Source organism: Rhizobium sp. K33, assembly GCF_056501445.1.
This window is the reverse complement of record NZ_CP096478.1, coordinates 3,586,583-3,607,405: the sequence shown is the minus strand read 5'-3', so window position 1 is coordinate 3,607,405 and position 20,823 is coordinate 3,586,583. Positions and strand designations below refer to the sequence as shown.

Sequence of the window (20,823 nt, the reverse complement as noted above, 5' to 3'; positions counted from 1 at the left end):
GGCGACCTGCGCCCTACCGTTCCAGCAGAACCTTGGCGACAAGTGTCACGAGCGCCAGCGTCGCGAGGATCGAGGCGGCAGCGAAGGCGCCGACGGCGTTGTAGTCCTGGTAGAGCAGTTCGATATGCAGCGGCAGCGTGTTGGTCTGGCCGCGGATGTTGCCGGAGACGATCGAGACTGCGCCGAATTCACCCATGACACGCGCATTGCAGAGCACGACGCCATACAGCAGCGCCCATTTGATGTTCGGCAGGGTGACCGAAAGGAAGGTGCGCATGCCGCTCGCGCCGAGCGAGGTCGCCGCCTCTTCGAGATCACGCCCCTGCGCCTGCATCAGTGGGATCAGTTCGCGCGCCACGAAGGGGGCGGTCACGAACATCGAGGCGAGCACGATGCCCGGCAGGGCAAAGAGGATCTTCAGCCCGGCGCTGTCGAGGGCCGGACCAAAAATGCCCTGCAAACCGTAGACAAAGAGATAGGCGACACCGGCGACTACGGGCGAGACCGAGAAGGGGATCTCGATCAGGATGGTCAGCAAGCGTTTGCCGCGGAAATCATGCTTGGTGATCGCCCAGGCGGCCGCCACGCCGAAAATGGTGTTGATCGGGACCGCGATCAGCGCCGTCAACACGGTGAGCCAAATCGCATGCCGCGTGTCGGGGGCTGCGATCGTCTCCAGGAAGAACGGCACGCCCTTCGAAAATGCCTCGATGCCGATCACGGCAAGCGGCGCAACCACGAAAAACAGGACGAGCAGCAGCACCACGCCGATCAGCGCGTATTTGAAGAGGGGAGCGTCTCCGACGCGCGGCGGGCGGCGCCCGCTTGTTGCCTGGCTCATGGGTTCACCCTTTCACCGTGTAGCGCAGCGCGCGGGCCTGCAGGTAGTTGGTCACGGCCAGCATGACGAATGCGGCAAACAGCATGACCGAAGCGATCGCGGCAGAGGCCGGGTAGTCGTATTCCTCGAGCCGGATGAAGGCGAGAAGTGCTGTGATCTCGGTCGAGAACGGCTGGTTGCCGGCGATGAAGATGATTGCGCCGAATTCGCCGAGGCTGCGGGCGAAGGCGAGCGATGTGCCGGCGAGCAGCGCCGGCGTCAGAAGCGGCAGGATCACGCGGCGAAAAATGCCCCAGTCGCTCGAGCCGAGCGTCTGGCCGGCCTCTTCCAGCGCCGGGTCGAGCTCTTCCAGCACCGGCTGCACCGTGCGCACGATGAAGGGCAGGCTGGTGAAGGCCATGGCGACCATGATGCCAAGCGGCGTATAGGCAACCTTGATGCCGATCTGACCCAGCGCCGAACCGAACCAGCCGTTGGAGGCAAAGAGCGTCGTCAGCGAAATACCGGCAACCGCCGTCGGCAGCGCAAAGGGCAGGTCGACGAGTGCGTCGATGATGCGCCGACCGGGGAAGCGATAGCGGACCAGCACCCAGGCGAGCGCCAGGCCGAAAACGAGGTTGAACAGGGTCGCGACCAGGGCCGAACCGACGGTCACGCCATAACTCGCCACGGCGCGCTCGGAGGAGACGATGCGCCAGTAGTCGGCAGGTCCGAGGCTCGCGGCCTTGAAGATCAGGGCTGCCAGCGGCAACAGGATGATGATCGCGGCATAGACCAGCGTGATCCCGAGGGACAGTCTGAAGCCCGGCAGTACGCGGCGTTTCAACGGCGTCGTCCTTTCACGAGAAAACCGGCGGATGATCCGCCGGTCCTGACATCAATCGGGCGCGGTCTTAGCGGCTGCCATAGATCCCATCAAGGATGCCGCCCTCGGCAAAGTGCTCCTGGGAGACCTTGTCCCAGCCACCGAAGACATCCTCGACGGTGACGAGGCGGATCTCGGGGAACTGGTCCTTGTATTCGGCAGAGACCTTCTCGTCATGCACGCGGTGACCGAAGTCGGCGGCGATCTTCTGACCTTTCGGCGAATAGAGGAAGTCGAGATACCTCTTGGAGAGCTCCTGACTGCCCTTGGCATCGGCGACCTTGTCGACGATGGCGACCGGGAATTCGGCGAGCAGGCTGACCGACGGCACGACCTGCTGATACTTGTCCTCGCCATACTGCTTGGCGATCGACTTGGTCTCGGCCTCGAAGGTGATGATGACGTCACCGATCTCGCGCTCGACAAAGGTCGTCGTGGCGGCACGGCCACCGGTGTCGAAAACCGGCACGTTGTCGAAGATCTTGTCGACGAATTCCGTCACCTTGGCTTCGTCGCCAGCGAACTTCTCCTTCGCGTAAGCGGTCGCTGCCAGATAGGTGTAGCGGGCATTGCCCGAGGTCTTCGGGTTGGGGAAGATCACCTGGACATCGTCGCGGGCGAGATCGTCCCAGTCCTTGATGTTCTTCGGATTGCCGGCGCGCACCAGGAAGGACGGGAAGGAGTAGAAGGGCGAGGCATTGTTCGGGAATTCCGACTGCCAGCCTTCGTTGATGAAGCCGTTCTTGGCGAGGAATTCGACGTCGGTCACCTGGTTGAAGGTCACGACATCGGCTTCCAGACCTTCGACGATCGCGCGGGCCTGCTTGGAAGTGCCGCCATGCGACTGGTCGATGGTCACGCCCGGATTGGCCTTGATGAAAGCCTCGTTCTGGGCGGCGAAGATTTCGCGGGCGATGTCGTAGGAGGCATTCAGCAGCTTGTCGGCGGCGCTGGCCGAAACCGGCAGGGACAGGGCGGCGATGGCTGCGCTGAGGAGGAGGAGGCGTTTCATGAACTTGGTCTCCGGTATGCGGGGGATGAGAAGGTGACCCGCAAACTAGAGGGTCGGACCGCCTCTTCCGAGGAATGGCCGACCAATGATCACCCCGAGGGGCAAATATCTTTCCGCCTGATGATGCCGGACGGGAATGGGAATCAGCGGGTCGGAACCGGCACTTCGCCGCGATAGTCGTAGAAGCCTCGGCCGGACTTGCGACCAAGCCAGCCGGCCTCGACATATTTCACCAGCAGCGGGCAGGGGCGATACTTCGAATCCGACAGGCCCTCATGCAGCACCTGCATGATCGATAGACACGTGTCGAGACCGATGAAGTCGGCGAGCTGCAGCGGTCCCATCGGGTGGTTGGCGCCGAGCTTCATCGCCGTGTCGATCGCCTCGACGGAGCCGACGCCTTCATAGAGCGTATAGATCGCCTCGTTGATCATCGGCAGCAGGATGCGGTTGACGATGAAGGCCGGGAAGTCTTCGGCGACCGTGATCGTCTTGTCGAGCGAGGAGACGAACTCCTTCGCCGTCTTGAACGTCGTCTCGTCGGTCGCGATGCCGCGTACCAGCTCGACCAGCTTCATCACCGGGACCGGGTTCATGAAATGGATGCCCATGAAGCGTTCCGGCCGGTCGGTGGCCGAGGCCAGCCGGGTGATCGAGAGCGAGGAGGTGTTGGTGGCAATCAGCGCCTCGGGCTTCAAGACCGGGCACAGCGTCGCAAAGATCTTGCGCTTGACGGTTTCGTCTTCGGTCGCCGCTTCGATGACGAGATCGGCCGGGGCGAGGTCGTTGACATCGGCAGAGCCGGAAATCAGGGCGAGCGCATCCTTGCGCTGCTCGTCGGTGATCTTGCCGTTAGTCACCTGGCGGGCGAGATTGCCGTTGATGGTGGCGAGCCCTGCCTCGATCCGCTCCTTGGACAGGTCGTAGATCGTAACCTTGTAGCCGGCGGCGGCGGAGACCTGCGCGATGCCGCAGCCCATCTGGCCGGCACCCACGACACCCACATTGCTGATCTTGTCCGTCATCGTCTCGCTCCTCACCCGTTCTCGTCTTCACTCAAGAAGATGGCACCGACAAAAATGCCGGACCCGCTCATCACGGACCCGGCTGATTGATAGACCGCAAACCGGTCTTTGACCAGTCCTTTCGCAGCTGCGAGATGGCGCTCAGAGCGCCTTCTCGAGCTCCGGCAGGGCCTCGAAAATGTCGGCGACGAGGCCGTAATCGGCGACCTGGAAGATCGGGGCTTCCTCGTCCTTGTTGATCGCGACGATGACCTTCGAGTCCTTCATGCCGGCGAGGTGCTGGATCGCGCCGGAGATGCCGCAGGCGATGTAGAGCTGCGGGGCGACGACCTTGCCGGTCTGGCCGACCTGCCAGTCGTTCGGCGCGTAGCCGGCGTCGACCGCTGCACGGGAGGCGCCAACGGCAGCACCGAGCTTGTCGGCCACGGGCAGGATCACTTCCTGGAACTTCTCCGAGGAGCCGAGCGCACGGCCACCGGAGATGATGATCTTGGCAGACGCCAGTTCCGGACGGTCGGACGAGGACAGCGCGTCGGAGACGTGGCTGGACACGCCGGGATTTGCGGCAGCAGCAACGGTCTCGACAGCAGCCGAACCACCTTCGCCAGCAGCGGCAAAGGAAGCGGTCCGCACCGTGATCACCTTCTTGGCGTCGGTCGACTGCACGGTCTGGATGGCGTTGCCGGCATAGATCGGACGCTTGAAGGTGTCCGCCGAGACGACCTCGATGATTTCAGACACCTGCATCACGTCGAGCAGGGCTGCAACGCGCGGTGCCACGTTCTTACCGACCGAGGTCGCAGCCGCGATGATCGTGTCATAGGAGCCGGCGAGCGAGACGATGAGGGCCGCCAGCGGCTCTGCCAGGTTGTTGGCGAGCGAAGCATCGTCGGCGAGCAGCACCTTGGAGACGCTGGAAAGCTTGGCCGCGGCATCGGCGGCTGCCTTGGCGCCTGAGCCGGCGACCAGCACATGCACATCACCACCGATTTGGGTCGCAGCCGTCAGGGCCTTGGCGGTCTGTTCGGAGACGGTCGCGTTGTCGTGTTCTGCGAGAAGAAGAATAGCCATTTTATGTTTCTCCTGTCCGTTCCGCTTACAATACGCCGGCTTCGTTCTTGAGCTTGTCGACCAGTTCGGCGACGCTCTTCACCTTGATGCCCGCCTTGCGGCCACCCGGCTCCTCGGTCTTCATAACCTTCAGGCGCGGGGAGACGTCGACGCCGAAGTCGGCAGGCGACTTCTTGTCGAGCGGCTTCTTCTTGGCCTTCATGATGTTCGGCAGCGAGGCATAACGCGGCTCGTTGAGGCGCAGGTCGGTGGTGACGATCGCCGGGAGCTTGACCTCGATGGTCTGAAGACCCCCGTCGACTTCGCGGGTCACGGTTGCCTTGTCGGCGCCGAGTTCGAGCTTGGAGGCAAATGTCGCCTGACCCCAGCCGAGGAGCGCTGCCAGCATCTGGCCGGTCTGGTTCGAATCGTCGTCGATCGCCTGCTTGCCGACGATGACGAGGCCCGGAGCTTCCGCTTCCACCACGCCCTTCAGGAGCTTGGCAACGGCGAGCGGTTCGACGGTTTCGTCCGTCTCGATCAGGATGCCGCGGTCGGCGCCCATGGCAAGGGCGGTGCGCAGCGTCTCTTCAGCCTTGGCCGGGCCGATCGAAACGACGACCACTTCCTCAGCCTTGCCGGCTTCCTTCAGACGCAGTGCCTCCTCGACGGAGATCTCGTCGAAGGGGTTCATGGACATCTTGACGTTGGCGAGCTCGACGCCGGAACCATCTGGCTTGACGCGGATCTTGACGTTGTAATCCACAACCCGCTTGACTGGGACGAGTATCTTCATGGGTTCCTCTCTTCAAATCTTCCGCCGGAAAATGCGCTCACATGCGCTCCGCCGTTTGTCGATTGGCGACATCGATACGCATTTTTTCCCCAAACACAACGATCGATGCCGTCTGGTTGACAGCAATAATTGACGTTGACGTCCACGTCAACCAGTGCGGTCCGCGACCTCTTGTCATCGTCCCCAATGGGTGACCTTGCGAACGGGTTGCTGCGCCGGCCTTTCCCGCGTGTTTGCGGTGGCCGGCACGTCTCCCTCCGATGCGGATGTTGCGAATCTTTGTCCCCAGGGACCAACGGTCGCGACATCCACGGAGGGTGCGGCATGCCGGACGGCCTTGGGCGTCACGATCGCGCGATCGAAGAGCGGCACGCCCGGACGTCGCAAAAAGAGCACCAGGACCGCCCCGGCAATGATGCCGCCGACATGGGCGCCCCAGGAGACATTGCTCTCGCCATCGATCACCAGCATGACGAATTGCTGGCCGACCCAGAAGAGAAGCGGAATGAAGGCCGGCAGAGGCAGGGGAAAGCGCATGAAGACCAGCACCCAGACGCGCACCTTCGGATGCAGCATCAGATAGGCGGCCACCACGCCCGAGACCGCGCCTGACGCCCCGATCAGCGGCGCCTGGCTCGTCGGCAGCACCAGGCCATGCACCAGCGCACCCGCTGCCGCGCAGGCGAGGTAGAACAGCAGAAACTTGAAGTGCCCCATGGCATCCTCGACATTGTCGCCGAAGACCCAGAGGAAGAGCATGTTGGATCCCAGATGCAGCCAGCTCCCATGCAGGAAGGAATAGGTGATATAGGTCGCCCCTTCCGGCACCAGCACCAGCGACGGATCGAGGGTCGCCCCACCCAGCAGGATCGCCGGGATAAAGCCGAGGCCATAGACCCCCAGCTCATAAGCGGCATCCGGCATTACGCTCGCCAGCGCATAGGTGATCACATTCGCCGCAATCAGCCCCAGCGTCACATATTGCTTGCGAATGTGCTTGAGCGCGTTTCGGTCATGCAGGGGAATGAACATCGCGCCTCGTCGGTTCGCCGGAATGGGGTCGGCGGATGCTAGCGCAGGTTCGGGGATGGGGACAGGGGGAAAGGGGCGAGCGGCGGCTCCCACTCTCCCCTTTTGGGAGAGGTTACAAAATCGAAGGCTTAGCCCGATCAGGGTTAACTTCAGATTTTATTGGTGAGGGGATCGGTTCGGCTGGTGCGGACATTACCAGGCCCCCTCTCGCGAAATCGCGAGGTTTGGCCGGGCATGCCGAGGCTTGTGACTGGATCCTCGGGTCAAGCCCGAGGATGACGACCGTTGGGGGAGGGAAACGGTATTCTCCTCAGGACTCGCGTGGGTCAACGGTCGAGGGGGATACAGCAATTTCCCGACCCTCCGTCATCCTCGGGCTTGACCCGAGGATCCAGTCACAAGCCTGCTAGCAGATGACGGCCGCCCTTGCCGCCTCTGCCCCTCATCCGCCTGCCGGCACCTTCTCCCCGCAAGCGGGGAGAAGGCCACGACGGCCACCGCTTGCGCCCCCCTCTCCCCGCCTGCGGCGAGAGGGCAGGGTGAGGGGCAAAGGCCACAAGCTCCGCGTTCTACGGCTAGGACACACGCCAGACACGCCACAAATCGTAAAAAGGGGGGACGCCCCGCAGCGATTCCTCAACAAATTCAGACCCCCACACATTTTTTCATCCGCGCCCATGTCCACCCCCTTAGAATCAGCGCCGTCCCGCCCTCGGATACACCTGACGATGCGATGTCAGGCGAGGCGGGGCCGGCGCCGGGGTGGAGGGTTGTCGCAGATCCAAATTCCCGGCCCGCTGCAACGGTCTCCCTCCGGACGAGGGGCTGGTAACGAAGGTGACGGGGTCGGATGCCCCAACACCGGATACCCCGATCGGAAGGACGTGCCTTAGAGGCACACAGACAAGGCGCCCACGCCGTCGCGAACATCACCAGACGGCGGGGCGACAAAAACGGCGGGGATGGCGGACGGTCAGCAATGATCGGAAGCGATCCCCCGGGCGAGGGTCCCGGTCGGCATGGTGCACCATCCGGCGGGAACCTCCCGGGCCACCGGCCAGGCTATGGCAGACAAGTTCTTCGGGACGAGACTGCCGCAGCCGGACCCGCGCCCGGTCATCCTCGGTCCTCGGGTCACGCCCGAGGATGACAGAAGACCGTCGCCGCCTTGCCAGAGAGACGCATGCAGCGGGAATAGACGCCGAACGAGGCGCCGGAAGGAGCCACATATTTACTTAGACAGGTTGCTTCTGGCGCCTCGTCCGAGACAAGCATTGATGACCCGGAGGGAGATGATCCCGACCGGCGGCGAAGCATGGGGTTTTTGACAATTGGTTTTCCCCTCTCCCCCTTGTGGGAGAGGTTACAAAATCGAGGGCTTGAGAGCGATCACGGCTAAACCTCAGATTTTGTTGGTGAGGGGATCGGTGCTCCAGGCACGATGAACGGACCCCCTCGCTTGCGATTTCTGATGTTTAGGCGGCTTACGCACGCCTAATTCATCGAAATCGCTTTCTCCCCCACCGAGGGGGAGATGGGCCTCGCACGAGACGTTAGCCACCTACCTGTTCTTCCCCGGCACCCACAGAATATCCGCACGACCGCCGTCATTGGCATGGCGCGCTGCCACGAAGAGAAAATCCGACAGCCGGTTCACGTATTTCAGTGCCGGCTCGCCGACCTCCTCGCCGTCGAAGCGGGAGAGTTCGACCATGATGCGCTCGGCGCGCCGGGCCGTGGTGCGGGCGAGGTGCAGGTAGGCGGCCGCCGGCGTGCCGCCAGGCAGGATGAAGGATTTCAGCGGGTCGAGGTCGGCGTTCAGCTGGTCGATTTCCTTTTCGATCCGATCGACCTGCGCCTCGATGACGCGCAGCGGCTCGTAGGAGAGAACCTCGCCGGTCTCGGGAGCAGCCAGATCCGCGCCGAGGTCGAAGAGGTCGTTCTGGATGCGCATCAGCATGGCGTCGAGTTCGGGCATCTCGCCCGTGTGAAGCCGGGCGATGCCGATTGCCGAATTGGTCTCGTCGATCGTGCCATAGGCGTCGACGCGGAGATCATGCTTCAGCCGGCGCGGGCCGGTGACCAGGGCCGTGGTGCCGTCATCGCCGGTGCGGGTGTAGATCTTGTTGAGCTTGACCATGGGTTCAGCGGCCTCCGCCGGTCAGCCACAGCGTCAGCATGATCAGCGCAATCGCGATCGCCTGCAGCACGATACGGGCCTGCATCAGCTTGTTGGAGGTATTGCCATCGCCGCCCTTCATCATGTTGATGAGGCCTCTCAGGAGGACGAGGGCGACAAGCCCCATGACGATGATGGCGAGGACATAGGTGAATGTGGACATAACGTGGGATGAGCCTTTGTTCGTCGCCGGTCAGTCCAGCGAGCGCATCAGTCGATAGAAGAGGTCGGCCGGCAGCCAGCGCTTGATCAGGGCCCCCTGCTTGGCCGGCTTGGTCACAAGATAATGTGGGCGGGCGCGCTTGGCGGTCAAGGCATGGGTCAGGACTTTGTAGACGGCATCAGGCCCCAGTTTATGGCGGTTTACCGGGCCTGTGCCATCGAGTCGCGCCAGCTGGCGGCGATAGTCCTCGGCATGAACAGAGTTTTCCAGATCGATCGCCCGGCGAATATGCATGAGCGCGTTGGCAGTGAAGCGGCTTTCTATCGGCCCGGGCTCGATCAGGCTCACCTGCACGCCGGAGCCTTCCAGCTCCATGCGCATCGTCAGGGACAGGCCCTCCAGCGCAAACTTGGAAGCCGTATAGGCGCCGCGCCAACGATAGGGGATGATGCCGAGGATCGAGGAGCATTGCACGATGCGGCCCTCGCCTTGCGCCCGCATGGCCGGGATCACGCGGCGGGTGAGGTCATGCCAGCCGAAGAGATTGGTCTCGAACTGGGCGCGCAGGGCTTCTGTCGGCAGGTCCTCGACCGCGCCCGGCTGGCCATAGGCACCGTTGTTGAAGAGGGCGTCGAGCCGGCCGCCGGTGCGCTCGAAGACGGTCGATACGAGCGCCTCGATGCTGTCAGGATCGGTATAGTCCATGAGGAGGGCCTCAATGCCCTTGGCCTCGAGAGGTTCCAGATCTTCGTGCTTGCGCACGGTCGCAAAGACGCGCCAGCCGTCCCGCTTCAGGGCCTCGGCGCAGTAGGCGCCGATGCCGGACGAACAACCGGTGACGATGATGCTCTTCACGGACAAAACCTCGTCGTTCCTGTACAAACGGCGATCGGTTTCCCATATTCGGCCGCAGCCTGCAATCGTGCCCGACACTTGAGGAGACTGGATGCCGACTTTCCTGCGTATGCTCTACAAGGTCGGCTTTGATGCGTTCTGGCACTTCACCGAGGACGACGGCTGGGCGATGGCAAGCCATGTGGCGCTGTCGGCGATTCTCGCGCTCTTCCCCTTCCTGATCTTCGGCACGGCGCTTGCAAGCTTCCTCGGCGCCGACCAGTTCGCCGAGACCGCAGTGCATCTGATCTTCGACACCTGGCCGGAGACGATCGCCAAGCCGCTGTCCGATCAGGTCGTGCAGGTGCTGACGATCCCGCGCGGTGGCCTGCTCACCATCTCCGTGCTGGCGGCGGCCTATTTCGCGTCGAACGGGGTGGAGGCGCTGCGGGTCTCGCTCAACCGTGCCTACCGGGTGCCCGAGACGCGGCCGTGGTACATCACCCGCCTCGTCAGCCTCGGGTTCGTGCTGGCGGCGGTCGTCGTGCTGGCGGCGATCAGCGCGCTTCTCGTTGCCGTTCCCGTGGCGCTTGCCTATGCGGAAAGGCTCTTCCCCTTCCTCAAGGAATTTCTGGCGACCGTTGCCAATTGGCGCGTCTACGGCACCGTGGTTTTCCTGATCCTGGCGCTGGTGGTTTTCCATCTCGGCCTGCCCGCCGGACGGCGGCGGCTGATCGATGTGCTGCCGGGTGTGCTGCTGACGCTGGCGCTCTGGCTGGTCGGGGCGCTGCTGTTCGCCTACTACCTCGCCTCGTTTGCCAATTACGCCGCGACCTATGCCGGCCTCGCCTCGATCATGATTGTCCTGGTCTTCCTCTACATGGTCGGCGCGATCTTCATTATTGGGGCGGAATTCAACGCGGCGCTGATGAAGTTCAAGGTGGTGCCGGTAAAGGGCGAGCCGGATGTCGGGATTTCAAATCCCGACCATGGCGCGGATATCTGAGGGCGTCTTACCTTCAGCCCGCAGCGCCGCCAGTGCCGTATCGCCGAGGCTTTTTGAAAGCTTGCGACCATCTGGTCCCAGGATAAGCCGGTGATGATGATAGACCGGCACTGGCAGGCCGAGCAGTTCCTGCAGCAGGCGATGCACCGAAGTGGCGTGGAAGAGGTCGAGACCGCGCACCACATGGGTTACGCCTTGCGCTGCATCATCGACCGTCACGGCGAGATGGTAGCTGGACGGTGCATCGGAGCGCCAGAGCACGACATCGCCCCAGGCGGCAGGATCGGCCTTTATCTCGCCTTGCGGGCCGTCGCCGGTTTCCTGCCAGGTGAGGGGCTTGCCTATGAGGCGCAGCGCCTTGTCGATGTCGAGCCGCCAGGCATGGCGCTCCGTGCTTGCCGGGTTCTCCGCCCGCTCCGCCTCGCCAAGCGACCGCTCCTCCGTCGGGTAAAGCGGCGCGCCATCCGGATCGCGGGGCCAAAGGCCGCCCTCGCGCTCGAAGGCGGAAACACGGGCCTTGACCTCGCCGCGGGTCAGGAAAGCTGGGTAGACGATGCCCATGGCCTTCAGCCGATCGAGCGTCTCGCGGTAAAGCGGGAAATGTTCGGACTGGCGGCGCACCGGCTTCTCGAACGGAATGCCGAGCCAGGTGAGATCCTCGATGACGGCCTGTTCCAGTTCGGGCGTGCAGCGCGTCAGGTCGATGTCCTCGATGCGCAGCAGCAGGCGACCGCCCAGCGTCTCGGCCATGTCCGCGTTCAATAGGGCCGAAAGCGCATGCCCGAGATGCAGCCGGCCATTGGGGCTCGGCGCGAAGCGAAAGACGGGGGCAGTGTTGCCTGCGGTTTGACGATCGGGTTCGGTCATGCTTTTCCTTCGCATGAGAGTGGAATGAGGAAAAGGGGACCGGGTTTGACGACGATCCTATGCGAGGCCGATCTCGCTGCGGGACTTTCCCTTTTGCTTCAACGCGATCCGCGGCTCTGTCCGATCGCGGAAGTCTGTCAACCGCTGCCGCTTCGCCTGTCGGCGCCCGGCTTTGCCGGGCTCGCCTCGATCATCGTCTCGCAGATGGTGTCGCGGGCGAGTGCCGATGCCATCTGGCGTCGGATGACGGCGGTCTTGGGAAACCGGCCGCTGGCGGAGGATTATCTCGCGCTCGGACCGGAACTGATCGGCACCTTTGGCCTGTCACGCGGCAAGGCGCAGGCGCTCGAAGCGGCCGCCAAGGCCGATCTCGGCGGTCCCTTCCGGCTCGACGAACTGGCGGAGATGCCGGCCGAGACGGCGATGGCGGCCCTGACCGGCCTGAAAGGCGTCGGCCCCTGGACAGCCGAGGTTTATCTGATGTTTTGCGGCGGCCACCCGGATATTTTTCCCGTGGGAGACGTGGCGCTGAGGATCTCGGTGGGCGACGTGTTCTTCGCCGGCGAGCGGCCCGCACCCGATGTCGTCGCCGAAATCGCACAGGCCTGGGCGCCGGTCCGATCGGTCGCGGCTCGCCTCTTCTGGGCACATTATGCGCGGATCACCGGACGTGTCGCGCTGCCCCGATGAGCCCGCGCCGAGAGGTCGCAATGCGGCTCAAAGATTCAGGCTTCACAATGCTGTAACAACGGACCTAATATAGAAGGGCAGATGCCGAATCGCTCAGGAGCACGCCTTGACGATTGCAGTTTCTCCCCAGGCCCTGCCGGCGCTCGTCCTGAATGCCGACTACCGGCCACTGAGTTATTATCCCTTGTCGCTCTGGTCCTGGCAGGACGCGATCAAGGCGGTCTTCCTCGACCGTGTGAACATCATCGCCGAGTATGATCATTCCGTCTGCTCGCCGAGCTTTACGATGCGACTGCCGAGCGTGGTCAGCCTCAAGACTTATGTTCAGCCGACCCGGAACCCGGCCTTCACCCGCTTCAATGTCTTCCTGCGTGACAAGTTCGAGTGCCAGTATTGCGGTTCGCCCGAAGACCTGACCTTCGACCACGTCATCCCGCGCGCCCATGGTGGCGAGACGACCTGGGAGAATGTCGTGGCGGCCTGCTCGCCGTGCAATCTGCGCAAGGGATCGAAACTCCCGAAGCAGGCCGGCATGCACCCGCACCAGACGCCGTATCGGCCGACGGTGCAGGATCTGCACAACAACGGCAGGCTCTTCCCGCCGAACTACCTGCATGAAAGCTGGATGGACTATCTTTACTGGGATACCGAACTGCAGCCCTAAGGCCTGCATTCGTCCCGGAGAGGCGGCGCTGTCGCGCCGCCCTGGCCTGCCTCAGTTAGCCGGCTTGCGGAAGACGCCCCAGATCGCCAGGGCTGCAAGGGCAGCACTCGTCAGCACGTTCCAGCCTGCGAAGGAGAGACCGAGCACGCGCAGCGTCGCTTCGGTGCAGGATGGCGCTTTCGTGGCATTCAAGGCTTCCAGCACATTGACCGGGGTATCGCCGCCCGTGGCGCCGATGGTGCAGCTGGCGGGACCTTCCCAGAAGCCCCATTCGACGCCCGAATGGTAGATGCCGAGACCTATGCCCGTCAGCATCAGCAGTGCGATCGCCACCAAGAGGACCTTGGTGACGACGGGCGGCAGGCGGAAGACCGCAGACAGGATGGCCAAGGCGCCGACGCCGATGCCGATGTAATAGGGATTGCGCTGCATCAGGCAGAGCGCGCAGGGAATATAGCCGCCGATATGCTCGAAGCCGAGCGCCGAGCCGACGACCAGCGCCATGCCGAAGGTCAGGAGACCGGCGAGCGCTGCGTCGGACTTGAAGGGAGAGAGAAGGGAATTCATCTGCGACACTCTCAGAGCACGAATTTGACGAGGTAGAAGCCGCCGATCAGCAGCACCATGAAGAGGGTGAAAAGAAGGCCGAGATATCTCTCGATGAAGAGCCGAATGGGCTCGCCATAGAGCTTCAGCAGGAAGGCAACGAGGAAGAAGCGGAAGGCGCGGCCGATGATGCTGACGACGGTGAAGACGATGAAATTGAGCCCGGTGGCACCGGAGAAGATCGTCAGCACCTTGTAGGGGAAGGGCGTGATGGCGGCGAAGAGGACGCCCCAGCCACCCCAGCTGTTGTACCAGCCGGCCACCTGCTCGAAGGCATCCTCCTTGCCGTAGAAAGCGAGGATCGGCCGTCCGATCGCTTCGAAGAGGAACATGCCGATGGCGTACCCCAGGAATGCGCCAAGAACGGATGCCGCCGTGCAGATGAGAGCCAGCTTGAACCAGTCGCTCCGGCGCCTGATCACCATCGGAATGAGCAGGACATCCGGGGGGATTGGAAAGAAGGAGCTTTCGATGAAGGAGACGCTGGCGAGGGCCCGATCGGCATGCCGGGTGCCGGCAAGGGACATCGTCCAGTCGTAGATGCGGCGAAGCATTGAGTGTTCCGTTCTGCAAGTTCTGCTGCGTTCTAGGAGCCTCGTTGCCCGGTGTAAATGGCGGGGCGGCTTCTCCCTTCTGCAATCGCTTGGGTTTGTGTGATGTCACCGCGAAAAAGGCGTTGACCGTCACACCCTGCCTCGTATAGTCCGGCGCAGTCCAACCGACGCTCATGTGCCCCATTGGCGGAACTGGTAGACGCGCTCGACTCAAAATCGAGTTCCGAAAGGAGTGCTGGTTCGATTCCGGCATGGGGCACCACCATCCCAAAGAGGCAGACGCGATGAGCACTTCCGGCAAGATCCGTATCCCCCAGCCCGTCAAGCAGGTGGTCGTGGATGCGGCGCTGTTGCCGAAGGCTGTGGCAAAACCCGTCGCGACCAAGGGCAAGCGCAAGACCAAGGCCGCGGGCCCCGTCCTTGCAACTCCGGTGGCGGCAGCAGACGGCAAGGCCAAGGTGAATATCGTGGCACCTGTCGCGCCGCAGGTCGCGGCCATGCGCCAGAAGCTAAAGCAGCAGTCGGTCCAGTCGCAGATCGCGCGTATCGATGCAGCCATCGAGGCCGGCACCGTTTCGGCGGCGGATGCCAAGGCGCTGGTCCTCGCGCTCGCGCTCAAGCGACTTGGATCGAAAGAGGTGGCCGAGAAGTGGTATCGCAGCCATCATCTGGAGAGTTTCGGTGGCCGCACCCCGGCCCAGATGGTGCGTGGTGGCGAGTTGAAGGCGCTTGTCGCCGTGATGCGTGCGGAAGCGGCGCAGAAAAAGGCCTGACTGCCAAGCCGGTCTCGCCCTCTCGTGCGAGCCTGCTCGATCGCTTCCCGCTCGCGACTTCATGCAAACAGGCGTCGTGACATAACATTTCCGCCCCGTTCATGCTGATTTCAGCCTGTTGTTGTGCATCTGCGAGATGAATGTTAGCAGAGACAGCATGACGATCCGGAACCTCAGCCATGCTGCTTGAGCCGCGCGATACTTTCGAGGCACTTCGCCGGGATTTCCGTTGGGATATTCCAGCCGACTTCAACATCGGGCGCGTGGTTTCCGACGATTGGGCAGCCCAGGCGCCGGATCAGGTCTGCCTCCAGCATTTTTCTCCCGACGGCCAACACCTCTCGATGACCTACCGGGAGCTTGCAGCGCAATCCTCCGCGCTGGCGCATGCGCTGACCGATCTTCATGTCCTGGTCGGTGACCGCGTTGCGCTGCTCCTGCCGCAGAGCTTCGAGACCGTCGTCGCGCATGTGGCGATCTACAAGATGGGCGCGATTGCGCTTCCGCTGGCGCTGCTGTTCGGCGAAGAGGCGCTCGAATACCGGCTGCGGGATGCCGGCGCCAAGGTGATCGTGACCAACAGCTTCGGTCTTCCGCGCCTGAAGACGATCAAGGCGAGGCTGCCGGCCCTGGAGACGGTGATTTCGATCGACGGGCCCGGGCCTGATGTCATGGGCTTCCACGCGCTGATTGATGGCCAGCCCATCCATTTCGAGATCGCCGAAAGTGGTCCCGATACACCTGCGCTGATGATCTACACCTCGGGAACGACTGGGCCGCCCAAGGGCGCGCTGCATGGGCATCGGGTGCTTGCCGGTCATATCCCAGGCTTCCAACTGGCGCATGACTATCTGCCGCAGCCGGGCGACAAGGTCTGGACCCCATCCGACTGGGCCTGGGCGGGCGGACTTCTGAATGCCCTTCTGCCGGCCCTGATGCTCGGTGTTCCGGTCGTTTCCTCGCCGGCGCAGAAGTTCGACCCGCATATGGCCTTCCGCATCATGTCGGAGATGAAGGTCCGCAATGCGTTCATCCCGCCGACGGCGCTCCGGCTCCTGAAGGCCGTGGAGGCGCCGCGTGAGGCTTACGATCTCGTGCTGCGCAGCATCGGCTCGGCGGGCGAATCCCTGGGTCGCGAGACCTATGAATGGGTGAAGTCTGTGCTCGGCATCGTGCCGAATGAATTTTACGGCCAGACAGAATGCAATTTCGTGCTCTCCTCGGCCGCCCATCTCGGCGTGAGCAAAGGAGGCTTCATCGGCAAGGCCGTGCCCGGCCATGAGGTGGCGATCATCGACGGCGACGGACAGGAAGTGCCGGTCGGCGAGACGGGGCAGGTGGCGATCAAGCGACCGGATCCTGTGATGTTCCTGGGCTACTGGAACAACGAGAAGGCTACGGCGGACAAGTTCGTCGGCGACTGGATGAAGACGGGCGACCTCGGCCGGCAGGACGAGGACGGCTATGTGCAGTTCTTCGGCCGCGACGACGATGTGATCACCTCTTCCGGCTATCGCATCGGCCCGGCGGAAATCGAGGATTGCCTGATCGGGCATCCGGCGGTGCGGCTCGCAGCGGTCATCGGCAAGCCGGACGCCTTGCGGACGGAAATCGTGAAAGCCTTTGTCGTGCTGCAGGACGGCTATGCCGGCAATCCGGTCCTTGCGGCCGAGATCCGTGACTGGGTCAAGAACCGGCTGTCGATGCATGAATATCCGCGCGAGATCGAATTCGTGGCCGAGTTGCCGCTGACGACGAGCGGCAAGGTGATCCGCCGGCTGCTGCGGGATCAGGAAATCGCCAAGGCGAGCTGAGCCGGCAGATTGATCCTTCTACCCGCCGCGCGCTCAGTTGCCGAAGCGGCGGTTCAGGACCTTGTCGCGCAGGATGCGGGCGATGTTGCGGGTATTGCGGTACATGTGCAGCTGCGCGCCGACCTGGCGGACGTCGCGGTCCGCGTTCGGCTTCAGACCGATCACCAGCGTGCCCATGGCTTCGCGCTCCTTCCAGAAACGGCTCATGATCGGATGGTCCGGCACGGCACAGCTGTCGGTGCGCACGATGTTGGCATCGTCGAGATGCCATTCGGTGAGATCGGCCATCAGGAGCTTGCCGGGCGAGAAGCGGGCATAGGTCTCGTCGAACGCCGTCTTCCAGGTATAGGCCTCACCGGCCATGATGAAGACCACCATGGACGCGATCGCCCGGCCGTCAAGATCGAGCGTATGGATGCGCGCGGCGTCGGCTTCGGCGAGATTGGTGATCGCCTCTCGGGCGAAGGCAGCGCGCAGGCGGTCGTTGACCATGGCGGAGCGCTTGCGCCCCTTCCAGCCGCTTGCTTCCAGGGCCAGGAATTCTTCCATCCGCAGACGGATCTCATCCGGCTGACGGGCGACGTTGTAGGTGACCGAACCATGCTCGGAGAGCAGGCGGAACTGGCGGCGCATCTCGCGCAGGTGGTTCTTGTTCAGAGCCGCCTGCAGGTAGTTCGGGCCATCCTCGAAGCTCTGCAGCATGGGCCGCTGGAATTCGTTGGTGACGGTGAGCGGCAGGTCGCGGGCAAGGGCGACGGCACGTGCAAGCTGTGCGAAGCGGCCTTCGAGGCGAAGGTCGGGGATCACTAGCAGGCCGGGAAGGCGCGCTTCCGGTCTTGCGAGCGCTTCGAGCAGGTTGTCGATGGTTTCGGCGGCACCTTCGGCATCGACAAGCGGGGTGCCGAGCGGGCCGAAGGGATTGGCCCAGACGCGGATGATCGAGGGGCCGACAGAGAAGCCGGGCTTTTCGACCGAGAAGGGGAAGAGCAGGCGCAGACGCGAGCGGCGCTCGTCCTCGTCGCGGATGACGGCGAAGCGAACCTGACGCTCTTCCAGGCGCGGCATGGCGGGCGCGAGGAAACGCGGCGCGAAGAAGACGTTGGCCTCCATCACGCGATAGGTGAGGTATTCGAGCTCGTCCTGAAGCTCGTAGCCTATCTGGCCGGGATAGACGCTGAGCCGCCGTCCGGGGCGGCCGACCGAGACTTCCAGATCGGCCACGGGGGCCGCGGGGCCGCCTGCGAGGCTGCCGACCAGACGGTTGGCGTCGCTGTTCATGCTCTCGTTGTAGATGCGATCGCTCATGGGTGGACGGCCTCCGGGCGGGGCGTCAGGGCATGCGGCGTGGCAAGCGCGAAGACGGTGATGCCGAGTGCGCGGCGGACGGCCAGATGCAGAAGGAGCGCCTCGACGCTCATGGCCGTCGCGGTTGCGGTGGCGGCGCCTGCCAGACCCCAGGCGGGGATCAGCGTGATGTTGAGGCCGATATTGCAGGCGAGCGCCACGGCATAGACGGCGACACAGAGCTGCTGGCGGCCGGCCATGGTGAGCAGCATTTCGGCGGGACCGACAAGGGCCTTGGCCATGTTGCCGGCAAAGAGGATGACCATCAGGACATAGCCTGCCGTGAAGGCGGAGCCGAAGAGGCCGAGCAGCAGTTCGCCGAGCATCAGCACGATGGCGCCGACAGCGAGCGACGGCCAGAAGCTCCAGCGGGCGGCGGTAACGGCAAAGCTTGCGAGGCCCTGTCGGTCGTTCTCGGCGATCAGGCCGGAAAAGCGCGGCGTGGCGCCAGCCTTTACGGCGAAGAAGACGAACTGGACGAGCGCCATGGTCTTTGCCGCGGCGAAGTAGACGGCCACCTGGTCCGGCCGCAGGTAGAAGCCGACAACGATGACATCCGAATTGGTGAGCAGGAAGCCGAAGCCTTCGATGAAGAAGATCGGCAGGGCGACCTTGATCCAGGCGGAGAAGTCGATCCGGCGGCTGCCTTTGGCGAAGCGATCGATCAGGCGGCGATCGACCATCAGGAACTGGCCGAGCGAGGTGATATAGGTCGCGGCAAGGGCTGCCTGCATGGCGGTGACGGCGGTTGCGGGCGCGCCGGCGGCGACCGCGCCCAGCATGAAGATCAGGATCAGGCTGGGGCGGACGATATAGGTCGGGCTCAGGCCGAGGATTGCCCAGCGGTTGGCGCGGGCCGTGCCGTCCAGCACATCGCCGAGGGCGATCATCGGGAGGGCGAAGACGGCGAGGAAGAGGGGCACGAGGTAATAGTGCTCGATGCTGTCGCCGAAGAGATGCAGGGCCGAAATGCCTGTAAGAGCCAGGATGCTGGCGCTCGTCATGGCGAAGAGGCGCGCCGTGGAGGTGAGGCCTCGGATTTCGGCTTCGGCGCGCTCAAGGTCATATTGCGGCAGGAAGCGGATGACGGCGGTGTGGAAGCCGAGGCAGGAGAAGTTGCCGGCCAGCACCACCAGCACCCAGACGAAAACGAAGATGCCGTATTCGAACTCGCCCATCAGGCGGGCCTGGATGATCTGCGAAACGAAGGCGATGCCGGCGCTGGCGACGCGGATGGCGAAGGCGGTCGCGGCCATGCGCTGGGCGCGGGCCGTTTCGCCTTCGGCACGGAGCGCACGGACCAGACGCGGGCCCGCGGGCAACCATTTTTCCGCTGTCTCCAGAACAGTCATCGGTACGGACGCAATACTTCTCGCTGGATCGGGTGTGGGCTCCAGTGATGACAGATCAGGGTTAACGAAGTGTGGTGATGCCGCTTTGCGGACGGCTGTCGTCCAGGGATTTGCGGCTCATCGGCAGGCCGTTGAAGAGGAAGAGCGCGACCGGCGAGAGGCGGATCAGGCGGTGTGCTGCGTAGGAGAGGACGAAGGTCACCACGCAGATCAGGAGGAATTCAAGGATGGGAGGCCAGTGGACCAGGAGCCCGATCGTGGCGAGGCCGTAGATGATCGGATGATGCAGGAGGTAGATCGTGAAGGAGGCGACGACGATCCGGTCGACGCGGGCATCCGGCCGGTTCCAGAAGCGTTCGGCAATGCCGATGACGACAAGGCTGACGAGGATGGCGGCGGCACCGTCCACGGCGTTGTAAAGCGCCTCGATCTCGGAAGCGCCGCGCCCGCGCAGGAGGGATGCCAGTACCGCTGCGATGATCGCTATGGTTGGGAGTTGCCAGCCCTTCTGCCAGACGAAGGCTTGCCGGAGGGGCGGTGCGCTTCTCAGGGTCGCGCCGACCAGGAAGAAAGGCAGGTAACGCAGATAGGGGTCGATGCCGTGGGCGAGGAGATAGGGCAGCGTGCCGGGCAGCGAGAGCATGGCCTGATGGGAGAGGTGGACGCTGACTTCCCAGCACGCGATCGCAAAGGCGAGGGCCGAGAGGCTCATTAAGGGATGGGCGACAGCGTGGCGATGGATGCGTGCCATCAGGCTCGCCAAGGGTGTCTGGTGAAGTGGGCGCCATGCCACTGCCAGCAGGATGCTGTAAGCCATCAGCGCGGGGAGGAACCAGAGATGCATGATCCAGCTGAAGCCCGGATGGAGCACGTCTGAGACGGCGCGATCAAGAGCCGTCGGAAGCGATGTGGTGCCGGTCATCGCACCGTTGAGGTCGATCAGCGCGACCTGGAGCGGGGCAAGCAGGACGAGGCCGGTCAGGAAGGGGACACCGAGCCGGGTGAGGCGGCCACGCAGCCATGGCACGGGCGGCCGCTTCTCCAGCATCATCACCGCGAAATAGCCGGCGACCATGAAGAAGGCGGGCATGCGGAAGGTGACGAGAACGCCGCTGAGGAAGGTGAGGATCTCGCTCTTGTCGGGCGATTGGATATCCCAGAGCACACGGGCATTGTAGGCCATGGCGGCGTGGTAGGGGATGCCGAGAAGCATCAGGAACGCGCGCAGCGAATCCCACTGATGCTCCCGTGCTAAACCAGCCGACATTCCGACCTCCAAAGGAAAAGGGGAACCGGGCCGGGCGGCGCGGTTCCCCTCATCATCGGAGACTACAGGCGAAATGTTGAGAAAGCCTC

Annotated in this window: 21 protein-coding genes and 1 tRNA gene; 6 read left to right on the top strand and 16 right to left on the bottom strand. The window is 63.6% G+C overall.

Annotated features, from left to right (window positions below):
- Nucleotides 1–13: 13 nt before the first annotated feature.
- From cysW to M1E12_RS17360, 10 genes are all read right to left on the bottom strand, one after another.
- Nucleotides 14–841 (bottom strand): sulfate ABC transporter permease subunit CysW, encoded by an 828-nt coding sequence (gene cysW / locus M1E12_RS17405; protein WP_479562729.1) that lies wholly within the window; start codon nucleotides 839–841, stop codon nucleotides 14–16.
- Between the two features lie 4 nt (nucleotides 842–845).
- Nucleotides 846–1,667, bottom strand: a complete 822-nt coding sequence (cysT, locus tag M1E12_RS17400; RefSeq protein WP_479562728.1) for a sulfate ABC transporter permease subunit CysT — start codon at nucleotides 1,665–1,667, stop codon at nucleotides 846–848.
- A gap of 67 nt (nucleotides 1,668–1,734) precedes the next feature.
- On the bottom strand, nucleotides 1,735–2,718 hold the full coding sequence (gene cysP, locus M1E12_RS17395) for a thiosulfate ABC transporter substrate-binding protein CysP (RefSeq protein WP_479562727.1): 984 nt from the start codon (nucleotides 2,716–2,718) through the stop codon (nucleotides 1,735–1,737).
- Between the two features lie 143 nt (nucleotides 2,719–2,861).
- Nucleotides 2,862–3,743 carry a 3-hydroxybutyryl-CoA dehydrogenase gene (locus tag M1E12_RS17390; protein ID WP_479562726.1) on the bottom strand — a complete coding sequence of 294 codons (882 nt, stop codon included), beginning with the start codon at nucleotides 3,741–3,743 and terminating at the stop codon, nucleotides 2,862–2,864.
- A gap of 141 nt (nucleotides 3,744–3,884) precedes the next feature.
- Nucleotides 3,885–4,814: an electron transfer flavoprotein subunit alpha/FixB family protein gene (locus tag M1E12_RS17385; RefSeq protein ID WP_479562725.1), complete on the bottom strand. Its 930-nt coding sequence runs from the start codon at nucleotides 4,812–4,814 to the stop codon at nucleotides 3,885–3,887.
- A 25-nt stretch (nucleotides 4,815–4,839) separates the two neighbouring features.
- A complete protein-coding gene (locus tag M1E12_RS17380) occupies nucleotides 4,840–5,589 on the bottom strand; it encodes an electron transfer flavoprotein subunit beta/FixA family protein (protein WP_479562724.1) in 750 nt (249 codons plus the stop codon).
- 174 nt (nucleotides 5,590–5,763) lie between these two features.
- Entirely contained in the window at nucleotides 5,764–6,621 is an 858-nt protein-coding gene (locus M1E12_RS17375; protein WP_479562723.1) for a rhomboid family intramembrane serine protease, read from the bottom strand.
- A 1,561-nt stretch (nucleotides 6,622–8,182) separates the two neighbouring features.
- Complete coding sequence (locus M1E12_RS17370; protein ID WP_113462110.1) at nucleotides 8,183–8,761, bottom strand: cob(I)yrinic acid a,c-diamide adenosyltransferase; 579 nt, start codon at nucleotides 8,759–8,761, stop codon at nucleotides 8,183–8,185.
- 4 nt (nucleotides 8,762–8,765) lie between these two features.
- Nucleotides 8,766–8,963, bottom strand: coding sequence for a twin transmembrane helix small protein (locus M1E12_RS17365; protein WP_113462111.1), 198 nt, complete (start codon nucleotides 8,961–8,963; stop codon nucleotides 8,766–8,768).
- A gap of 30 nt (nucleotides 8,964–8,993) precedes the next feature.
- On the bottom strand, nucleotides 8,994–9,818 hold the full coding sequence (locus tag M1E12_RS17360) for an SDR family oxidoreductase (protein WP_479562722.1): 825 nt from the start codon (nucleotides 9,816–9,818) through the stop codon (nucleotides 8,994–8,996).
- A gap of 91 nt (nucleotides 9,819–9,909) precedes the next feature.
- Between M1E12_RS17360 and M1E12_RS17355 the strand changes: the two genes are divergently transcribed.
- Complete coding sequence (locus M1E12_RS17355) at nucleotides 9,910–10,803, top strand: YihY/virulence factor BrkB family protein (protein ID WP_479562721.1); 894 nt, start codon at nucleotides 9,910–9,912, stop codon at nucleotides 10,801–10,803.
- Here M1E12_RS17355 and gluQRS read toward each other — a convergent pair.
- Nucleotides 10,774–11,685 (bottom strand): tRNA glutamyl-Q(34) synthetase GluQRS, encoded by a 912-nt coding sequence (gene gluQRS, locus M1E12_RS17350; RefSeq protein ID WP_479562720.1) that lies wholly within the window; start codon nucleotides 11,683–11,685, stop codon nucleotides 10,774–10,776. The two genes, M1E12_RS17355 and gluQRS, sit on opposite strands and share 30 nt — an antisense overlap.
- A gap of 30 nt (nucleotides 11,686–11,715) precedes the next feature.
- On the opposite strand from gluQRS, the gene M1E12_RS17345 reads away from it, so the two are divergent.
- Both M1E12_RS17345 and M1E12_RS17340 read left to right on the top strand, forming a co-directional pair.
- A complete protein-coding gene (locus M1E12_RS17345; RefSeq protein WP_479562719.1) occupies nucleotides 11,716–12,360 on the top strand; it encodes a DNA-3-methyladenine glycosylase family protein in 645 nt (214 codons plus the stop codon).
- A gap of 106 nt (nucleotides 12,361–12,466) precedes the next feature.
- Nucleotides 12,467–13,024, top strand: a complete 558-nt coding sequence (locus tag M1E12_RS17340; RefSeq protein ID WP_113462116.1) for an HNH endonuclease — start codon at nucleotides 12,467–12,469, stop codon at nucleotides 13,022–13,024.
- 51 nt (nucleotides 13,025–13,075) lie between these two features.
- On the opposite strand, the gene M1E12_RS17335 is transcribed toward M1E12_RS17340, so the two are convergent.
- The gene (locus M1E12_RS17335; protein ID WP_479562718.1) at nucleotides 13,076–13,591 is read right to left on the bottom strand and encodes a disulfide bond formation protein B; all 516 of its coding nucleotides are present in this window, start codon (nucleotides 13,589–13,591) and stop codon (nucleotides 13,076–13,078) included.
- A gap of 11 nt (nucleotides 13,592–13,602) precedes the next feature.
- A complete protein-coding gene (locus M1E12_RS17330; protein ID WP_479562717.1) occupies nucleotides 13,603–14,184 on the bottom strand; it encodes a YqaA family protein in 582 nt (193 codons plus the stop codon).
- A gap of 177 nt (nucleotides 14,185–14,361) precedes the next feature.
- On the opposite strand from M1E12_RS17330, the gene M1E12_RS17325 reads away from it, so the two are divergent.
- The 3 genes from M1E12_RS17325 (at nucleotide 14,362) to M1E12_RS17315 (ending at nucleotide 16,771) form a co-directional block, all read left to right on the top strand.
- A tRNA-Leu gene (locus tag M1E12_RS17325) sits at nucleotides 14,362–14,446 on the top strand.
- 22 nt (nucleotides 14,447–14,468) lie between these two features.
- On the top strand, nucleotides 14,469–14,957 hold the full coding sequence (locus M1E12_RS17320; RefSeq protein ID WP_479562716.1) for a hypothetical protein: 489 nt from the start codon (nucleotides 14,469–14,471) through the stop codon (nucleotides 14,955–14,957).
- Between the two features lie 179 nt (nucleotides 14,958–15,136).
- The gene (locus M1E12_RS17315; protein WP_479562715.1) at nucleotides 15,137–16,771 is read left to right on the top strand and encodes an AMP-binding protein; all 1,635 of its coding nucleotides are present in this window, start codon (nucleotides 15,137–15,139) and stop codon (nucleotides 16,769–16,771) included.
- 33 nt (nucleotides 16,772–16,804) lie between these two features.
- On the opposite strand, the gene M1E12_RS17310 is transcribed toward M1E12_RS17315, so the two are convergent.
- From M1E12_RS17310 to M1E12_RS17300, 3 genes are all read right to left on the bottom strand, one after another.
- Nucleotides 16,805–18,076 carry a GNAT family N-acetyltransferase gene (locus M1E12_RS17310; RefSeq protein ID WP_479562714.1) on the bottom strand — a complete coding sequence of 424 codons (1,272 nt, stop codon included), beginning with the start codon at nucleotides 18,074–18,076 and terminating at the stop codon, nucleotides 16,805–16,807.
- Nucleotides 18,073–19,467: a lipopolysaccharide biosynthesis protein gene (locus M1E12_RS17305; protein ID WP_479562713.1), complete on the bottom strand. Its 1,395-nt coding sequence runs from the start codon at nucleotides 19,465–19,467 to the stop codon at nucleotides 18,073–18,075. Before M1E12_RS17305 ends, M1E12_RS17310 begins: the two co-directional genes overlap by 4 nt.
- 61 nt (nucleotides 19,468–19,528) lie before the next feature.
- Nucleotides 19,529–20,734, bottom strand: coding sequence for an acyltransferase family protein (locus M1E12_RS17300; protein WP_479562712.1), 1,206 nt, complete (start codon nucleotides 20,732–20,734; stop codon nucleotides 19,529–19,531).
- Between the last annotated feature and the right edge of the window lie 89 nt (nucleotides 20,735–20,823).